Source organism: Mesorhizobium sp. WSM4829 (genome assembly GCF_055811475.1).
In genome coordinates this window covers 21547-36687 of sequence record NZ_JBVVQJ010000009.1, presented here as the reverse complement: position 1 = coordinate 36687, position 15141 = coordinate 21547, and the positions used below count along the sequence as shown (strand labels likewise).

Annotated in this window: 16 protein-coding genes and 1 pseudogene; 6 read left to right on the top strand and 11 right to left on the bottom strand. The window is 62.3% G+C overall.

Annotated features, from left to right (window positions below; translation table 11 throughout):
* Nucleotides 1-25: 25 nt before the first annotated feature.
* Nucleotides 26-619 (top strand): annotated as a pseudogene (locus tag AC0L17_RS11125) (aldose epimerase family protein); the annotation flags it as partial.
* Between the two features lie 102 nt (nucleotides 620-721).
* On the opposite strand, the gene AC0L17_RS11120 reads toward AC0L17_RS11125, so the two are convergent.
* Nucleotides 722-928 carry a hypothetical protein gene (locus AC0L17_RS11120; protein ID WP_473515859.1) on the bottom strand — a complete coding sequence of 69 codons (207 nt, stop codon included), beginning with the start codon at nucleotides 926-928 and terminating at the stop codon, nucleotides 722-724.
* A gap of 555 nt (nucleotides 929-1483) precedes the next feature.
* Between AC0L17_RS11120 and AC0L17_RS11115 the strand changes: the two genes are divergently transcribed.
* Nucleotides 1484-2272: a DUF899 domain-containing protein gene (locus AC0L17_RS11115; protein ID WP_473515858.1), complete on the top strand. Its 789-nt coding sequence runs from the start codon at nucleotides 1484-1486 to the stop codon at nucleotides 2270-2272.
* A gap of 171 nt (nucleotides 2273-2443) precedes the next feature.
* On the opposite strand, the gene AC0L17_RS11110 is transcribed toward AC0L17_RS11115, so the two are convergent.
* The 7 genes from AC0L17_RS11110 to AC0L17_RS11080 all read right to left on the bottom strand — a co-directional run bounded on the left by AC0L17_RS11110 (nucleotide 2444) and on the right by AC0L17_RS11080 (nucleotide 7092).
* A complete protein-coding gene (locus tag AC0L17_RS11110; RefSeq protein ID WP_091598162.1) occupies nucleotides 2444-3088 on the bottom strand; it encodes an SCO family protein in 645 nt (214 codons plus the stop codon).
* Entirely contained in the window at nucleotides 3085-3630 is a 546-nt protein-coding gene (locus AC0L17_RS11105) for a TlpA family protein disulfide reductase (RefSeq protein ID WP_473515857.1), read from the bottom strand. Before AC0L17_RS11105 ends, AC0L17_RS11110 begins: the two co-directional genes overlap by 4 nt.
* On the bottom strand, nucleotides 3627-4076 hold the full coding sequence (locus tag AC0L17_RS11100; protein WP_473515856.1) for a c-type cytochrome: 450 nt from the start codon (nucleotides 4074-4076) through the stop codon (nucleotides 3627-3629). Before AC0L17_RS11100 ends, AC0L17_RS11105 begins: the two co-directional genes overlap by 4 nt.
* 162 nt (nucleotides 4077-4238) lie before the next feature.
* Complete coding sequence (locus AC0L17_RS11095) at nucleotides 4239-4679, bottom strand: DUF411 domain-containing protein (RefSeq protein WP_023803572.1); 441 nt, start codon at nucleotides 4677-4679, stop codon at nucleotides 4239-4241.
* A gap of 26 nt (nucleotides 4680-4705) precedes the next feature.
* Nucleotides 4706-6187 carry a multicopper oxidase family protein gene (locus AC0L17_RS11090; RefSeq protein WP_473515855.1) on the bottom strand — a complete coding sequence of 494 codons (1482 nt, stop codon included), beginning with the start codon at nucleotides 6185-6187 and terminating at the stop codon, nucleotides 4706-4708.
* 90 nt (nucleotides 6188-6277) lie between these two features.
* Nucleotides 6278-6613, bottom strand: coding sequence for a hypothetical protein (locus AC0L17_RS11085; protein ID WP_473515854.1), 336 nt, complete (start codon nucleotides 6611-6613; stop codon nucleotides 6278-6280).
* Between the two features lie 245 nt (nucleotides 6614-6858).
* Nucleotides 6859-7092 carry a hypothetical protein gene (locus tag AC0L17_RS11080; RefSeq protein ID WP_473515853.1) on the bottom strand — a complete coding sequence of 78 codons (234 nt, stop codon included), beginning with the start codon at nucleotides 7090-7092 and terminating at the stop codon, nucleotides 6859-6861.
* A 144-nt stretch (nucleotides 7093-7236) separates the two neighbouring features.
* Between AC0L17_RS11080 and AC0L17_RS11075 the strand changes: the two genes are divergently transcribed.
* A complete protein-coding gene (locus AC0L17_RS11075; protein ID WP_091598150.1) occupies nucleotides 7237-7659 on the top strand; it encodes a hypothetical protein in 423 nt (140 codons plus the stop codon).
* Between the two features lie 536 nt (nucleotides 7660-8195).
* Here the strand turns inward: AC0L17_RS11075 and AC0L17_RS11070 are convergent.
* Complete coding sequence (locus AC0L17_RS11070) at nucleotides 8196-10169, bottom strand: putative bifunctional diguanylate cyclase/phosphodiesterase (protein ID WP_473515968.1); 1974 nt, start codon at nucleotides 10167-10169, stop codon at nucleotides 8196-8198.
* 334 nt (nucleotides 10170-10503) lie between these two features.
* Here AC0L17_RS11070 and AC0L17_RS11065 point away from each other — a divergent pair, with 334 nt between their 5' ends.
* The gene (locus AC0L17_RS11065; RefSeq protein ID WP_473515852.1) at nucleotides 10504-11538 is read left to right on the top strand and encodes a class I SAM-dependent methyltransferase; all 1035 of its coding nucleotides are present in this window, start codon (nucleotides 10504-10506) and stop codon (nucleotides 11536-11538) included.
* Nucleotides 11539-11592: 54 nt separating this feature from the next.
* Here AC0L17_RS11065 and AC0L17_RS11060 read toward each other — a convergent pair whose 3' ends face one another.
* The gene (locus AC0L17_RS11060) at nucleotides 11593-12513 is read right to left on the bottom strand and encodes a sugar kinase (protein WP_473515851.1); all 921 of its coding nucleotides are present in this window, start codon (nucleotides 12511-12513) and stop codon (nucleotides 11593-11595) included.
* Nucleotides 12514-12719: 206 nt separating this feature from the next.
* Between AC0L17_RS11060 and AC0L17_RS11055 the strand changes: the two genes are divergently transcribed.
* Nucleotides 12720-13184, top strand: coding sequence for a FixH family protein (locus AC0L17_RS11055; RefSeq protein ID WP_473515850.1), 465 nt, complete (start codon nucleotides 12720-12722; stop codon nucleotides 13182-13184).
* 13 nt (nucleotides 13185-13197) lie between these two features.
* Nucleotides 13198-14400, top strand: coding sequence for a cytochrome-c peroxidase (locus tag AC0L17_RS11050; protein WP_473515849.1), 1203 nt, complete (start codon nucleotides 13198-13200; stop codon nucleotides 14398-14400).
* Nucleotides 14401-14632: 232 nt separating this feature from the next.
* Here the strand turns inward: AC0L17_RS11050 and AC0L17_RS11045 are convergent, their stop codons facing one another.
* Nucleotides 14633-15085, bottom strand: a complete 453-nt coding sequence (locus tag AC0L17_RS11045; protein ID WP_473515848.1) for an Lrp/AsnC family transcriptional regulator — start codon at nucleotides 15083-15085, stop codon at nucleotides 14633-14635.
* Between the last annotated feature and the right edge of the window lie 56 nt (nucleotides 15086-15141).

The following is a 15141-nucleotide window of genomic DNA, read 5'->3' as shown; positions in this document are numbered from 1 at the left end:
CATTGCCGATCTTCGCGAACAGCGCACCTATAGGCTGAAAATCCCAGGCACGCTCAGCGTCGAGCTGACCGCCACCTGCGAGGAGCCGACGCTGTGCAATCTCACCCAGCATTCCTATTTCAACCTGGATGACGGCGGCGCCGGCGATGTCCTCGATCACCGGCTGATGCTGAACGCCGGCGCCTATCTTCCGGTCGATGGCGACCTGATCCCGACCGGCGTCGTGAAGCCGGTCGATGGCACGCCGTTCGATTTCCGCCAGGCGCGGCCGCTGCGCATGGAGAGCGAGGGCAAGCAGCTCCCCTACGACCAGAATTTCTGTCTTGCCTCGACGCGCGGGTCGCTCAAGCTGACATCATGGGCGCAAGGCGCGAATTCCGGCGTCGAGATGGAGCTGTGGACCACGGAACCGGGCGTGCAGCTCTATACCGGCCAGTATCTGGCGCCAGCTTCGCCGGGGCTCGGGGGAGTTCATTACAAGGCTTATTCGGGCTTTTGCCTGGAGCCGCAGGTCTGGCCGGATGCGCCGAACCGGCCGTATTTCCCACAGGCCACGCTATGGCCGGGCCAGATCTACCATCATGTGACGGAATACCGGTTCCGACTGCCTGGCGCTTGACGCCGGAAGCCGGTTTTCGATTCCACCTTCGGTTTGGAAAGGGTCATGTCCGCCACCGGTGTCGGTCTGGGCCGGTCTTTCGCAAATAGGGCGAAACCGGTCCTAATTCAGCGCGGCCCTCATGCGCTCCGCTTCGCACTGCTTCATGCGGAACATGCCGGTATTGGTCTTGGCTTGCTCGACCGTCATGCAGACCGGCAGCCCGGCCTTGGCGGCGCTTTCGGCCAGTAGGGTTTCGTCCGAGAAGGCTGGATAGGGAAACATGCTCTCCGCCGTCCAGTCGGGCTTCATTCGCAGCACCTTGGCCACGGCCTCGGCTGCTTCCGGGCTTTTTCCGAGTTGCGCGGCGCAGTCACAGCTCCTGGCGGTATCGTCTTCCTATTTCAGTCGTCGCCCCGGCAAACCTTTTTGGTCGTCTTCGGGCTGATGACCCCAATGGCGCAGGCGAGACCATTCAGCTGATCGAGCAGTCCTAAGCAGGTTCTCGGCTGACGGACCCCCGGACGACGAACAGAAAAACGCCAGACGCGCCACCGTCGCGCTGCAGGCTCTTCGGGTGGCCGACAGACGCAATTAACGACGCCGATGACATCATCGCGACTGGATCTGCGCGCGCCTGAATACTGGGCGGCGAAATAATCAAGCAGCGCACCCACTTCTCCACTCCGATTGAAGTGATTGTTTAGCGGTCTGGGGTGGCGAGATTCTGCACCCGCGGTTTTGGTCGGCGGGAATAGCGTCACACTTGTTACTCCCACTGGTCGTTTTCCGGTGCCAAACTATTTTAGGCCCAACAATCAGCGATGAGCAGCGAATGAGCCGTGCTTCGGCGACGCGGGAATTCGCCCAGATCAGGAGGAAGCCATGACTTCAGCAGCCAAGAGCGAACGGAAAAGCGGACAGACTGCCATGCGCACACCACCGGTGGTGTCGCCGCAGGAGTGGGAAGCGGCCCACGCGCAGCTGCTCGTGAAGGAAAAGGCCCAGATCCGCGCCCGTGACGCGCTGGCCGCCGAGCGGCGGCGGATGCCGTGGATGGCGGTGGAGAAGAATTATGCGTTCGAGGGGCCCGACGGGAAGGTGAGCCTGCTCGACCTGTTCGACGGTCGGCGTCAGCTGATCGTCTACCGCGCCTTCTTCGAGCCGGGAGTGTTCGGCTGGCCCGACCATGCCTGCCGCGGCTGCTCCATGGTGGCCGACCAGGTCGCCCACCTCGCCCATCTGAACGCCCGTGACACCACCCTCGTCTTCGTCTCGCGTGCGCCGCAGGCGGATATCGCGCGGATGAAGGCGCGGATGGGCTGGGAGATACCATGGTTCACCCTCACCGACAGCTTCGACGCCGATTTCGGTGTCGACGAGTGGCACGGCCACAACGTGTTCATCCGCGACGGCGACCGCGTGTTCCGCACCTACTTCATCAACAATCGCGGCGACGAGCAGATGGGCGGCACCTGGAACTATCTCGACATCACGCCGTTGGGCCGGCAGGAGGTCTGGGAGGACTCGCCCGAGGGCTATCCCCAGACCCCAGCCTACAAATGGTGGAACTGGCACGACAGCTACGCCGCAGATCCGGCAGCCGACAAGAAGTGGGCCGAGGTGTCGGAGGCCGGAGAGGCGGCGTTCCGGGAGGCGAGCACGAAGCAATGAGCCAGGCCTGATCGCTGAGATCGACGGCGGCGGCGTCGAAACGCAGGAATCCTGTTCCCAGCGGCGCTGGCGCGGCGGCTCATGAGCGATCCGTGCGCTGTTGCCGTGTTGTTCCCCCAACCGGACAACCTCGGAGGGCGTCCGGCGGTAGTGCTGGATCAGGTCAATTGATCACGGCCGATTCACGCTGTTCGTCAGCCCATTGACGTACATGACCAGGTTCAGCGGATCGAACCTGAGGCCGTGGAACTTGGCCGCGAAGCGCCCGCCGCGGTCGATCACGTGCGTCACCAAGCCATGCATCTGCTGGCCGCCTTCGAGCGGATCGAAACGGACGTTGTATTGCTCGGACAGCTTGCGCGTCGCATCCTCCGCCTGCCCTTCGCGGGTGGTCAGGAAGGTCCAGTTGCGCGGGTCGAGCCCGTGCGCTTCGCCGTATCCCTTCATGACCTCGGGCGTGTCTGACTTCGGGTCTGTCGTCACCGTCAGGAACTGCACCAGGTCCTTCATGGGCGTTTCGTTGACCATCGCCTGGACGCGGGCGATCAGGTCGGAGTGCAGCGGGCAGACGTCGGTGCAACTCGCGAACACGAAATTGAGTACAACGACCTTGTCGGCGAAGTCCGAGAGGCGGACCGGATTGCCTTCGTCGTCGGCCAGATCGAATCCCGGCGCTGCGGGAGCGTCGATCGCCTGGAAATACTTCTCCTCGCTGCCCATAAGCCTGTCGAGATCGGCGCCCGGATGATGGGCAAATGCGGGAAGCGCGAGGACAGACGTGACGGCCATCGCGGCGAGAAGTGTTTTTCTGTTCATCTCCGTTCTCCGGTTTGGTCGAGTTCTCGTACGATGATCCCTTCGAAGAAGGAAACCATCTCGGGGGTGTCCCATTCGGCGGGTCCGGCGAGCCGCGCGAGCTCGTTTCCGTCCGGGCCGATCAGAAGCGTGGCTGGCAGGCCGAACAGTCCCAACGCGCGGATCGCAGTCCCGTCCTGGTCGATGAAGACGGGGAGTTTGACCCCGATCTGGTCGAAGAACTTCCGGACTGCGCTGGCTCCCGCTCGGTCCACCGAAAGGGCGACGACATCGAATCCCTCGCCGCCGAGCCGCTCCTGAAGGCGGTCGAGCGTGGGCATTTCGGCCCGGCAGGGCGCACACCAGGTCGCCCACACGTTGAGCAGCACCATCTTGCCGCGCCAATCTTCGAGAAATTGCAGCTCTCCCGCCTCGTCGGCGAAGATGAGCTCCGGCAAGGGCTGCGGCTCCTCGTGCAGCGGCATCACTGTCGGTTCCTGCGCGTGCGCGTTGCCCACGGCCACAAGAACGGCAAGTAACAGCGCCGACAGGATCGTCTTCACTGCGTCTTCTCCTGCTCGCGGCGGCTCATCTCCGCCTGGTAGGCGCGCTCCCGCTCCGGCCATGTGCTCTTGATGAAGGCGAGAACGGCGCGGATCTCCTCGTCGCTCAAAATGTCCTCGAATCCCGGCATGTCGCTAGCGTACCCGTTGCCCACCACGGCGGCTGGACCCTTTTTGGTGATCCGGAACAGCACCCCGTCCGGGTGGTGCCAGGTGTGCCCGGATGCATCGTGCGGCGGGGCGGGCATGCGTCCCGAGGGAAGCTGCCTCTTCCAGTCAGGCTGGCCTTCGAGGCTGGCCCCGTGGCAGGAGGCGCAGTTCGCGGAATAGAGCTGCCGTCCCCGCGCAATTGCCGCGGCCTCGCTTGCTCCGAACGACCAGATCAAGGCGAGGGCGGCAACTCCCAAGAGCGCCGCGAAGCCGAGGATAACAGCCTGCCTGCTCATTTGCGGCCGCTGAAGAACAGGTACTTCACCAAGGTCGCGACCGCGAGAACGAGCGCAACTGCGAGCAGGAGCCCACACCCATGCCCAGCATCATGCCGCTCATGCCTTCCATCATTCCGCCGTCCATCGTTGTCGGCTCCTTTTCCGCGTCTCGTTGCAGGCCTATTCCCGCGCGTATACGCCGCCCACGCTGCCAGACTTGGTGATCTCCAGCATCTCGAACGGTGCTTCCTTGGTGCCGCTCATTCCCGGCGAGCCCATTGGCATGCCGGGCAGCGTCACGCCCTTGATGTCGGGCCGCTCCGTGAGCAGCTTCTTGACCGTGCCGACGGGGACGTGGCCGCTGACGACGTAGCCATCCACGAATGACAGGTGGCAGCCCTGGAATTCGTCCGCGATGCCTGCCTCGCGGCTCATCTCGGCGAGGTCGTGGGTGGCCTTGCTGGTGACGGTGAAGCCGTTCTCCCGCAGGTACTCGGCATAGCCTTCGCAGCAGCCGCACTGCGGGTTCTTGTAGAGGGTGACGTCCTTCTCGCCCGCGAGCGCCGGGACGGCAGCCCAGACGAAGGAAGCGAGGGCGACGGCATTCAGGATAGTACGCATTTTCGGTTCTCCTTTTGAGGGATTGGTCAGGCGACGCGGAAGACGCCCATCATCCCGGCGGCCTGGTGTTCGAGTATGTGGCAATGGAGCATCCAGTCGCCCGGATTGTCGGCAACGAGGGCGATCTCCACCCGCTCGCGCGGAGACATGAGCACCGTGTCCTGCCACTCGCGGTGCTTGCTCGGCTTGCCGTTCCGGGAGATCACCCGGAAGGAATGGCCGTGCAGGTGGATCGGATGATGCCAGGCCGTCGCGTTGGTCATCGCGATGGCATGGCTCTTGTCCCGCGCAAGCGTCAGCATCGGGTCCATGACGTGCCCTTCCGCCGCGATGCCGTTGATGAACCAGATGCCGCCGGAGTGCATCATGTTCATCATGCCGCCCATGCTGCCCATCATGCCGCCAACGGCGCCGGGGAAATGCTTGCGCGTGTCGCCCATGCTGCCGCCCATCTCCTGCATGACCATGGCTCCCATCACGCCGCCGTTGAAGGTGACCTCGTGCCGGACGGCCGATGCAAGGTCCGGCTCCGGCAGCGGGTTGGGCGGGAGGGCGACAGGCCAGTCGGGAGCCGCCTGCCTGAGCGGATTACCGGCATAGGCTAGGTCGACCAGGCGGTATTCGAGGCCCTCGTAGAAGCGGTCGATCACGGAAACCCGGCTTCCGGCGTCAGCCGTCATGTCGAGGATGAGGTCGGCGCGCATCGCGGGCCCCAGCACGACCAGTCCGCCTTCTGGCGCATGCGGCTCCACTGGCTGCCCGTCCAGCGCGATGACGGCAGGCTGATGGTTCCCGAAGTCGAGGCCGAAAATGCGGGCGTTGGCGGCGTTGATCAGCCGCAGCCGGATGCGTTCTCCCTTTCGCACCTGAAAGACATCCGGCACGCGGCCATTGATCGTGACCGTGTTTCCGACCCGGCCGTTGTGCATCATGTCATGGCGGTTGCCGAAGTCTTCCCGCATCTCGGCGGTTTTGGTCAGCCGCCAGTCGGACAGCACCCATGTGACTTCGCGGTCGACCCGGATGGGATCGGCTTCCTCCACGATCAGCGGGCCGTAGAGGCCTCTGCCGACCTGCTCGAAACTGCGATGGTGCGGATGGTACCAGAAGGTGCCTGCGTCGACGGCATCGAACTCGTAGGCAAAGGTCTCGCCGGGCCAGATCGGCGCCTGCGTGAGGTGCGGCACGCCGTCCATCGCGTTCGGGACTCGCAAACCGTGCCAGTGCACAGTCGTCTCTTCGTTGAGTTTGTTCTCGACCGCCACCCGCAGGCGTTCTCCCTGGCGGATGCGAATTTCCGGACCGGGCAGGCTGCCGTCATAGCACCAGATGGGGGTATCGCCATGCGGCTCTGGCGCGATCTGGGCGCGTCCCGGTCCGGCGCGGATCCGGAACTCGCGAAGGCCTGCGGCGTCGGATCGCGGTGGAAGCACCACGCCCGCCGAAACGGCGGCGGCCGATGCGAGGAAGGTTCGACGCGTCAGCGCCGGCACACGTGGATAGGGCATTGGATCAACCATTCCGGAATAGGCTTTTTTGGCGCGCGGACGTAGCCGGGCGCGTCGACGGGTCGGTCGCGAGCGGATGCCGCGGCCGTGTCAGCTCAGGAAGGTAGTTCGGGGAGGATAGGGCTCAGGCGGACCGGTGCGGCCGTCGGACGGTTCTCCGGGAGGCAAGGATACGATACCGGCGAAATGCGGCAGCTCGGCCGCGGCAGGCGTGCAGATCGCGACAAGCGAGGTAACGCAGAACTGGTCGCATGCCGACGTCTGGCCGTCATCGCCGGGACAGTTCTGGCAGTCGGGCATGTCGCCGTCCATCTCAGCCATGGACATCTTCAGGGACATGTCCGTCAAAGCCGCGGCATGCGCCGCCGTGCCGAGGGCGAAGGCCGCGAGGAAGACGACTGCGAGGATGCGGACGAACCTGCTCATTGAGTAGACAGTAGTCCTGGCTCTGCGCCGTGTCCAGATTCGGTCGCAGGTGAACCATGACCGCCGCAAACGGATGCCGACGGGAGGCGATTTGTTGCAGACTGCCTTGGAATGTCTGACTAGGTTCCGGAAATGGTCTGGCGTGAGATTATAACCGCCTTTGGTGCCATTGCGCTGGCTTCTGGACCGCGGCGGCATTAAGCGGTTCCGAGTAGCCTAAGACGCGAAGTCCGCTAGTTATGATTCTAGAGTGGCCGGCCGGCGCGGATCATGGCGCGTCCGATCGCGAGTTGCGCCTCGACCTTGGCGTTTCCTTTTGCGGGAGCCGCGCCGCCTTCACTGAGTTGGAAGCGGCTGTGGAAGGGCCTCCAGCATGCCGGCGAGGCGGCCAAGGAGATGAAGAAGCGGCCGACGATGCAGTGGGTTAAGCCGGGTTCACTAGCGTCACGCACCGCTGTCACGGCAAGAACAATTCGCACTCCGAGTTCCTTGTGTCGTCAGGCAGTTATCCATCCGGCCCTAGGCTCAAAACCCAACGGAAGATCAGTTGACTTTGGGCCGCAACGGCTCATCCTTGACTTGTTGGCCTACCTTTCCGACCAACTTTTGATAGGGAGGAAGCAATGGAAGCCGTCAATCGTAGATCCACACTTGCACTCGGTCTTACAGTGGCCGCAACGCCACTGATCGCTTGGGCGACCCCAGCCGCCGCACAGACTTACGGCCCCGATGAGGGCAAGGAGGTCGGCCCCGGTGTCAGAGTTGTAGCGCTTGGTGAGCGGGCTTCGGTCATACCAGCTTATAAAACGGTCATGCTACGCGATGTTGTAATCCAACCCGGGGCGAAGACGCCGGACAACGTGATGAAGAATGACATGCTCTGCCACCTGACCGAGGGAGAACTTTCTGTCGTTCAGAACGAGAAAAAGTTCACCGTCAAGAAGGGCGATGTTTGGACCTGCGCCAAAGCAGATACGACCGAAGGCACCCAGAACACGAGCAGTGCCGTCGCAATCATGCGGGTCATCGATTTAATGCCCGCATGAAGTAAGCGATGGGTGGAAGTGTGGCTATGGCTGCCCTAAAAGAGATACGCGAGCGCCTATCTGTCGTGGTGGGGGAACATCCAGCGACGGGCCGCCTTCCATCCCGGCCATTGTCGATCACCGGCTGATTGAGTTTTGACCCTAGTCCCCCGACAGCTGCTTGATCTGTTTCCTGATTTCCTTGGATCGCCACGCGAAACGATGGCGATGATCGCCAGTAGTTCGGCCAGTTCGCGGCGGCGGCGCAACCGGCGAACAGCAGATCTCCCCGCGTCCAGCCTGCTCCCAGCATGCAGTCGACGATCGCCTGAAAGCTTGGCTCCATCGCCTCCTGGCAGTCGATCTCACGGTCGGGATAGTCGCCCTGTCCTTCTCGCTCGGTTCCGCCTCGCCGATGTCGAGCTTATTTGGGCGACAGCTATCGGGAGCGGCTTCGATAGGAGAGACCCCAGCAATTGGATGCACGCATTCGGCTGGGACAAAGCCGCTGGAAGCGGCAACGATCGCTAGCAGGGCTCAGATCGCTCCGCCGCCATTCATGCCGACTTGACGATCGACAATGTGCGTTTGTAGGTGGCCGGTTTGGTGCGGAAATTCGCGGCGGGAGCAGGGCGGCCGACGTGAAAGCCCTGGATCTTATCGATGTCGAATTCGCGGATAAGGGCCAGCTGCTCGTCGGTTTCCACCCCCTCGACCAGGATTTTATGGCCGCGATTTCGCACCAGGGCAATAATGTCCTGCAGCATCGCCTTGCCCCTTGGGGTGCCGCAGTCATGCAGGAACGAGCGGTCGATCTTCACCGTATCGAAATCGATGAGGCGAAGCCATGAGAGGCCCGCGAAGCCCGTCCCGAAGTCGTCAAGCCATATCCTGACCCCCAGCAGCTTCAGGTCGCTGATGCAGCGCAGAATGTCGGAGTGCATCTCCATCTCCAGCCCTTCGGTGATTTCGAGGGCCAGCCTGCTGCCGGCGACGCCGGTCTCGCTCAAAATCGTCGCAACCGAAGCTGCGAAGCCGGGCGTCTTGAGCTGAATTGGAGAGACGTTGACACTGACGACACGGACGTGATCGTCCGCCAGGAGCTCAGTGCATACTGTCCTTATGGCCCAGCGCCCGAGTTCCAGGACCGCGCCGGTTCGTTCCGCAACAGGAATGAACAGGCTCGGCGGAACCGATGTGCCGTCGAGCATTTTGAGGCGCATCAGGGCCTCGACGGCTTCAACCCGGCCAGACGCCACATTCTGGATCGGCTGATAGACGAGCGAAACGAGATCCTGGCCGATTGCGATCTTCAGCAAAGCCGCAATATTCTCGCTCTCGTCGCTGCTCTGGGGATCGTTTGGATCGAACAGCCAGGTACAATTGCGACCGCCTGCTTTTGCCAGATAGAGCGCACGATCGGCCTCGTGGATGATCTTCTCCAGCTTGGCGCCGGTCTGCGGCCTGGTGAAGGCAGCGCCAACGCTCACCGTCACCACCGAGATGCCGTCCCTGCGCTGCTGGTGGGGAAGCGCGAGGTTCTCCACCGTGCTTCGAATGGCTTCCGCGAGACCTGCAACCTGTTCCCTTTTCTCCATGCGAGCCAGGACAATGAATTCTTCCCCGCCGTAGCGGCCGATTGAGCCATTGCGCTGCTTGATCATTTCGGCAAGGGCATTGGCGACGAGTATCAGGCAGCGGTCGCCTTCCTGATGTCCGTAGTAGTCGTTGAACCTTTTGAAGAAGTCCACGTCGATGAGGATCGCCACAAAACCGCTGCCGTGCCTTTGCCAGTCGCTCCAGTAGTCGCGCAGCTTCTCGTCAATCGCCCGCCGGTTCTCCAGACCCGTAAGCGGATCGGTTCTCGACAGACTCAACAGCGCCTGGCCGCGCTCGGTGGCTTCCTTGTGCTGGATTTTGGCTTCGAGGGCGTTCAGGAAGACGTTGTAACGTTCCTCGTTCAGCTTCCAGTTTACGTAAGATGTAAATGTGAAGCATGATATGTAGAAAGTTCCAAATACCATCTTGTATGTCAATGCGGAAGGGACAAAGTAGTTTACAATATACAGTATTATCAGAATTATACTTGAAGTCACGATAGACAGATTGAATTTAAACGTAAAAAATAGATTTGCGCTCATCATAAAGATGGTGCCGAAGACCATATAATAAGAGACGCTTTCCTTGTCCGCGCCCATAACCGCTGGGGACAACCAACCAATATAGCCAAAGATGATGGCAGCGGCGCAAGTCACGTCAATCCATTCCGTGGCGACCCCCCGGCGAAGTTGTGCTTCCAGGGTCAACAGCGCCGTCACTCCGACCGCGAAGCGGGCCATGATCGTATAGAGTGCGACATCCGGAATCAGTAGCAGGTCCGTTGCCGAAAACAGCAGGTAGATGGTAACGGCGATCCAAAGCCCCGGCCTGGCGTCCATTCTTCGCTTCGCCTGGCCTTCCTCTCGGTAGAGTTTGCGAAGCTCGTCGGACCGCGGCTCGTAGCGCCGCTCAAGCGGTTCCGCATGGGCCATATCGGCCAATGCGGATGACGCATAATCGTTCGTCACCCTAAGCCCCATTTGAACCGGGCTTTGCATGCCGAACTCATTTCTAGCTTCTGCCCCCACGCCGGCCGACTCCTCGGGCGCGACAGCGAATTGCGGCGCCTCGCAAGCAATATGCAGTCGCGCAGATAGGTTTGCGTTAACTCGTATCGGGAATCCGACCCGCAAGGCGTCCAAAAAACCAGCATGGTTGGTGCGAATTTAACGACACCGCTAAAATGCCGGGGATTTGTCTTGGCAAAGATAAAATTTTAGGCAATATCTAACTATATCTAGTTAAATGTGATTATGGAGTTCTGCGGTGGCAACAATCCTCGATGGCAAAAGTCTGATTACTGCCGAGATGATCGCCGCCAGTCTCCCTCGAAGAAAGCTCGAGCCTCATGGCGAAGCGTTCGAAACCGCCCGCGTCGAGCTTGCCCTCATTCTCCACATCACGCACCAGCAGATCGAGCAGCAGAAGGACCCCGCGGAGGTCATTCGCCGTCTGATGTCGCATCTCGAAGCAATGCGTATCAAGGTTCATCCGGACGTTTGGCAAGCATTGATACCGGTGGTGCGGAACCACCCGGTCCTGGAGTACTTTCTTGAGGATCCGCTCACGCGGTGGTCCCACGACAAGCCCAGAGGTTATTCCGGCGACGCACAGTTGCTCGACTACATCTATTGTGATCCGCACGTGGCGGAGAGCGTGGCAAACGCCTCGGAGGTCGGCAAGGCGCTCTACAGGCATACCAAGGATGTGCCGTCGTGCGTCGCGGCACGCGAACGACGCGATCTTTTGACCCGATATGTCGATGAGATTGCGACCAGGAATGGACCTCAAACCGAGGTCCTGGCGATTGCGGCCGGCCATTTAAGGGAGGCCAATCGCTCGGCCGCCTTACAGGAGGGCCGTCTCAAGCGCTGGGTTGCGCTCGATCAGGATCCTCAGAGCGTTGGATTGATCACGCGCGACTTTCAGGGCACTGCGGTAGAGGCCATCGACGGTTCGGTGCGAACCATGCTCACGAGGGGCCACAAGCTTGGCAAGTTCGACTTCATCTATGCCTCCGGCCTTTACGACTACCTTGCGCACAACGTCGCCGTGAAGCTCACGAAAACCTGCCTGCAGATGTTGAAGCCGAACGGGACATTCCTCTTCGCGAACTACGCCGAGGGCAACCCTGACGCCGGCTACCGGGAGACGTTCATGAACTGGGTGTTGCTGCTGCGGTCGGAGGCCGATATGTGGAACATCATCAATGCCAGCGTCGACCGAAACACTGTCGAGGCGCAGGTGTTCTTTGGCGAGAACCGCAACGTCCTCTACGGCGTCATCGAAAAGCGCGGATAACGACCGCCCGGGCTGCAAGCTTGTGGCGGTTGGCGGCAGCCAGTCCGATTGCGTTTAATCTTCGAACGCTGCGCTTAACGTCTCGAATGGCGCCAGCGCGCCGCGCACTTGGACGACGGCCGCGGCGACGCGATGCGCGCGCAGCACCGCCTCGGTCGGGGCATGGCCGGCAAGCCGGGCGGCGAGATAGGCGCCATTGAAGGAATCGCCGGCGCCGGTGGTGTCGACGGGGGCGGCGACATGCACGGCCGGAACGGGTTGCAGGGTCCCGCTTGTGGCGATCAGCGCCGGTTCCTCACCGTTCTTGACGGCGACTTCGCCGACCAGCTTTCGCAGCCGTTCCGCGGTTTTCTGCGGCGCTGCGTCGCCGAACAGCATCTGCTCGTCGGGAAAGGTCGGCAGCGCGATGTCAGTGACTGCCAGCGCATCGAGGATCGCGGTCTGTGCTTCCTCGCGCCGGCGCCACAGCCGCGGCCGATAATTGGGATCGAAGGCGACAAGCGAGCCGTCGGCGCGCGCCTTGGCCACCGCCGCCAAAAGTGTCTTGCGCGCGGCGTCGTCCAGAATTGCCAAAGTGATTCCGGAAAAGTAAACAAGCGCCTGATTTTCAAGGCTTTTCGCCAAAGCGGCCGCGTCGGAGGCAAGCTGCCTCGCGGCGGCGTCGCCGCGCCAGTAGGTGAAGGAGCGTTCGGCGCCGGTCAGCGTGATTGCATAGAGGCCGGGCCGTGCGCCTGCTATGATCGGGCTGGCGCCGATGCCGATGCCGTTTTGCGCGAAGAAATCGATCTGGTCGCGCGAGAACGGGTCGTCGCCGAAGGCCGACACATAGGTCGCCGGCCGGTCACCGCTCAGCGCATGCAGCGCCCACAGCGTATTGAATGTGTCGCCGGCAAAGCCCATGCGCCAGTTCGGCCCGGCCTGGCCTGAAAGCTCGAGCATGCATTCACCGATCGAGGCAACGCCGTTTCCTGCCATGTATCTCTCCTGGTGCATGTCGCCCACAGCTTGCGCGGCGGTTTTGGGATAACGACATGCACAAAACCAAAGACCGGTGCTGTAGCTTTTTGCGGGCGCCAGCGCCATGCTTGGCGGCAGCGGATTTTGCGCCGGCGGCGTTTTCTCAGCGGCGCGGCGGGACGCGATCCGCTCAGTGAGACGTTATTTCTGGAAGAGGAACCGGTTTGGCATCGTTATGGCGCTACGTTCTGGCAGGTGTTGGTCTGGCTGCCTTGCTGGCCGGCATTCTCGCCGCCGTCTATCTGACCGCGCCGCAAGCGCCTCGGCTTGCCGATTCCGAGATGGCCGGCTCCGAGATTGCCCGGTCGAAAGAGACGGCGAACGGCCTGTTTGTAGCCAGTTTCGAGCCGGAGCGGGGCGTTGTCCGTCAAGGCGAGCTGGAATCCTGGCTGCTGACCCTGAAGACAAATGCGGGCACCCCGGTGGAGGGCGCCGCGATCTCGATATCCGGCGGCATGCCGCAGCACAGGCACGGTCTGCCGACCAGCCCGCATGCGACCGATTATCTGGGCGACGGCCGCTATCGCATCGGCGGGGTGAAATTCACAATGAGCGGATTGTGGCAACTGCATTTCGCCATTTCCGCGGCGGCCGGATCCGACACGGTGGTCTTCAATGTGTTGCTCTGAGCGCTGGAGCAAGATGAACCGCTTTTCGCGACTTTTCGCGCTGCTGGCGATGGCTGTGCTTGCCGGCTGCGGCAAGCCTGAGTTTTCCGATGCCGAAAAGAAGACCATCGCCTCGCTGGCGCTGTCAGCCCTGCCGCCGCTGAAAGCCGACACCACCAACCGCTTCGCCGACGTGCCGGCCGCCGCCGCGCTCGGCGCGACGCTGTTTTTCGACGCCGGGATGAGCGGCGACGGCAAGGTTTCCTGCTCGACCTGCCACAAGATCGACCGGCAGTTCCAGGACGATCTGCCGCGAGCGGTCGGTGTCGGCCGCACCAACCGGCGCACCATGCCGCTGGCCGGCGTTGCGCATGACGCATGGTTCTTCTGGGACGGGCGGCGCGACAGTCTCTGGGCGCAGGCGCTGGCGCCGCTGGAAAATCCGCTGGAGCAGGCCGGCAACCGCGCCGCCTACGCGCATTATATCAAGGCGCGATTCGGCGAGCGCTACGAGCGCATCTTCGGGCCGCTGCCCGACCTTTCAAATGTGCCGGCCAATGCCAGTCCGCTCGGCAGCGATGCCGAGAAGGCTGCCTGGAATGCCATGTCCGGTGCGCAAGCCGAGGACGTCAACCGCGTCTTCGCCAATATCGGCAAGGCGATCGCCGCCTTCGAGCGATCGATCGCGCCACCGCAGACGCGCTTCGACCGGTTCGCCGCCGCTTTGGATACCGGTATACAGGCACTGCCAGGCGACGACACCTTGTCGCCCGAAGAAATCCTCGGGCTAAAACTGTTCATCGGCAAGGCCAATTGCGTGACCTGCCATAACGGGCCGCGTTTTACGGACGGCGGTTTTCACAACACCGGCGTGCCGTCGGTGGCGAACCTGCCGCCGGATCGCGGCCGCATAGACGCGGTGCGCCAAGTCGAGGCCGATCCGTTCAACTGTTTTGGCGCGTTTCGCGATGGCGACGCCAGCGCCTGCGGCGAGCTGCGCTTCATGGTCAAGGCCGGGCCGGAACTCGTGCGCGCTTACAAGACGCCGTCGCTACGCGGCGCCGCCACTCGTGCGCCCTACATGCATGCCGGGCAGTTTTCCTCGCTCGAGGAGGTTGTGGCGCATTATTCGAAGGCGCCTGCCAGTGTCGAGGGTGTATCCGAAATCCACCCGCTGCAGCTTTCGGACCGCGAGCGCGCGGCGCTGGTGGCGTTCTTGAAGACGCTGGCGGAGTGAAGGGACTCAGCTGCTCGGTAGCGATCCTTCGCGCCCCCCTCTGTCCTGCCGGACATCTCCCCCACGAGTGGGGAGATTGGCTGTCCCCTCGGCTTTCGCCAATTTTCAACATTCAAGGAAAGGGGCACTGTCGCCGAAGCCGCCGATCTCCCCCCAAGTGGGGGAGATGTCCGGCAGGACAGAGGGGGGCGCTGTCCCGCCGGCATCGAAGGTTCTTACCGCACCGCAGCGCCTACCGGTCCTTCACCGTCTCCATCGCCACGAAGGTCGAGGTCTGGGCGACGTGGGGCAGGGCGGAGATGCGCTCGCCGAGCACGCGGCGGTAGGCGGCGATGTCGGTGGTGCGGACTTTCAGCAGATAATCGAAGCTCGACGCCATCATGTGGCATTGCTCGATCTCCGGCACCGGCTGCACGGCGCGGTTGAAGGCGTCGAGCGCGGCCGAGCGGGTGTCCGACAGTTTCACCTGGACGAAGGCAACATGGCCTTCGCCCATGCGCTCACGGTCGACGATCGCCTGATAGCCACGGATGATGCCGTCCTTTTCCAGCCGCTTGACCCGCGCCTGCACCGGCGTCTTCGACAGGCCGACCTTTGCCGCGAGTTCCGACATCGAAAGCCGGCCGTCGCTGCCCAGCGCCGAAAGGATGTTCCTGTCGATGCGGTCCAATTGGTCTTCTGTCATCAAATATCTGGTCAAATTGGAGGAAATTTGGCCGAATGATAGATCAATCGACCTCT

Excerpts from the sequence above, each read along its gene's own strand:
- AC0L17_RS11115 (WP_473515858.1), top strand. The coding sequence starts at position 1,484 with ATGACTTCAGCAGCCAAGAGCGAACGGAAAAGCGGACAGACTGCCATG.
- AC0L17_RS11110 (WP_091598162.1), bottom strand. The coding sequence starts at position 3,088 with ATGAACAGAAAAACACTTCTCGCCGCGATGGCCGTCACGTCTGTCCTC.
- AC0L17_RS11100 (WP_473515856.1), bottom strand. The coding sequence starts at position 4,076 with ATGAGCAGGCAGGCTGTTATCCTCGGCTTCGCGGCGCTCTTGGGAGTT.
- AC0L17_RS11095 (WP_023803572.1), bottom strand. The coding sequence starts at position 4,679 with ATGCGTACTATCCTGAATGCCGTCGCCCTCGCTTCCTTCGTCTGGGCT.
- AC0L17_RS11090 (WP_473515855.1), bottom strand. The coding sequence starts at position 6,187 with ATGCCCTATCCACGTGTGCCGGCGCTGACGCGTCGAACCTTCCTCGCA.
- AC0L17_RS11085 (WP_473515854.1), bottom strand. The coding sequence starts at position 6,613 with ATGAGCAGGTTCGTCCGCATCCTCGCAGTCGTCTTCCTCGCGGCCTTC.
- AC0L17_RS11075 (WP_091598150.1), top strand. The coding sequence starts at position 7,237 with ATGGAAGCCGTCAATCGTAGATCCACACTTGCACTCGGTCTTACAGTG.
- AC0L17_RS11070 (WP_473515968.1), bottom strand. The coding sequence starts at position 10,169 with ATGGCCCATGCGGAACCGCTTGAGCGGCGCTACGAGCCGCGGTCCGAC.
- AC0L17_RS11060 (WP_473515851.1), bottom strand. The coding sequence starts at position 12,513 with ATGGCAGGAAACGGCGTTGCCTCGATCGGTGAATGCATGCTCGAGCTT.
- AC0L17_RS11050 (WP_473515849.1), top strand. The coding sequence starts at position 13,198 with ATGAACCGCTTTTCGCGACTTTTCGCGCTGCTGGCGATGGCTGTGCTT.
- AC0L17_RS11045 (WP_473515848.1), bottom strand. The coding sequence starts at position 15,085 with ATGACAGAAGACCAATTGGACCGCATCGACAGGAACATCCTTTCGGCG.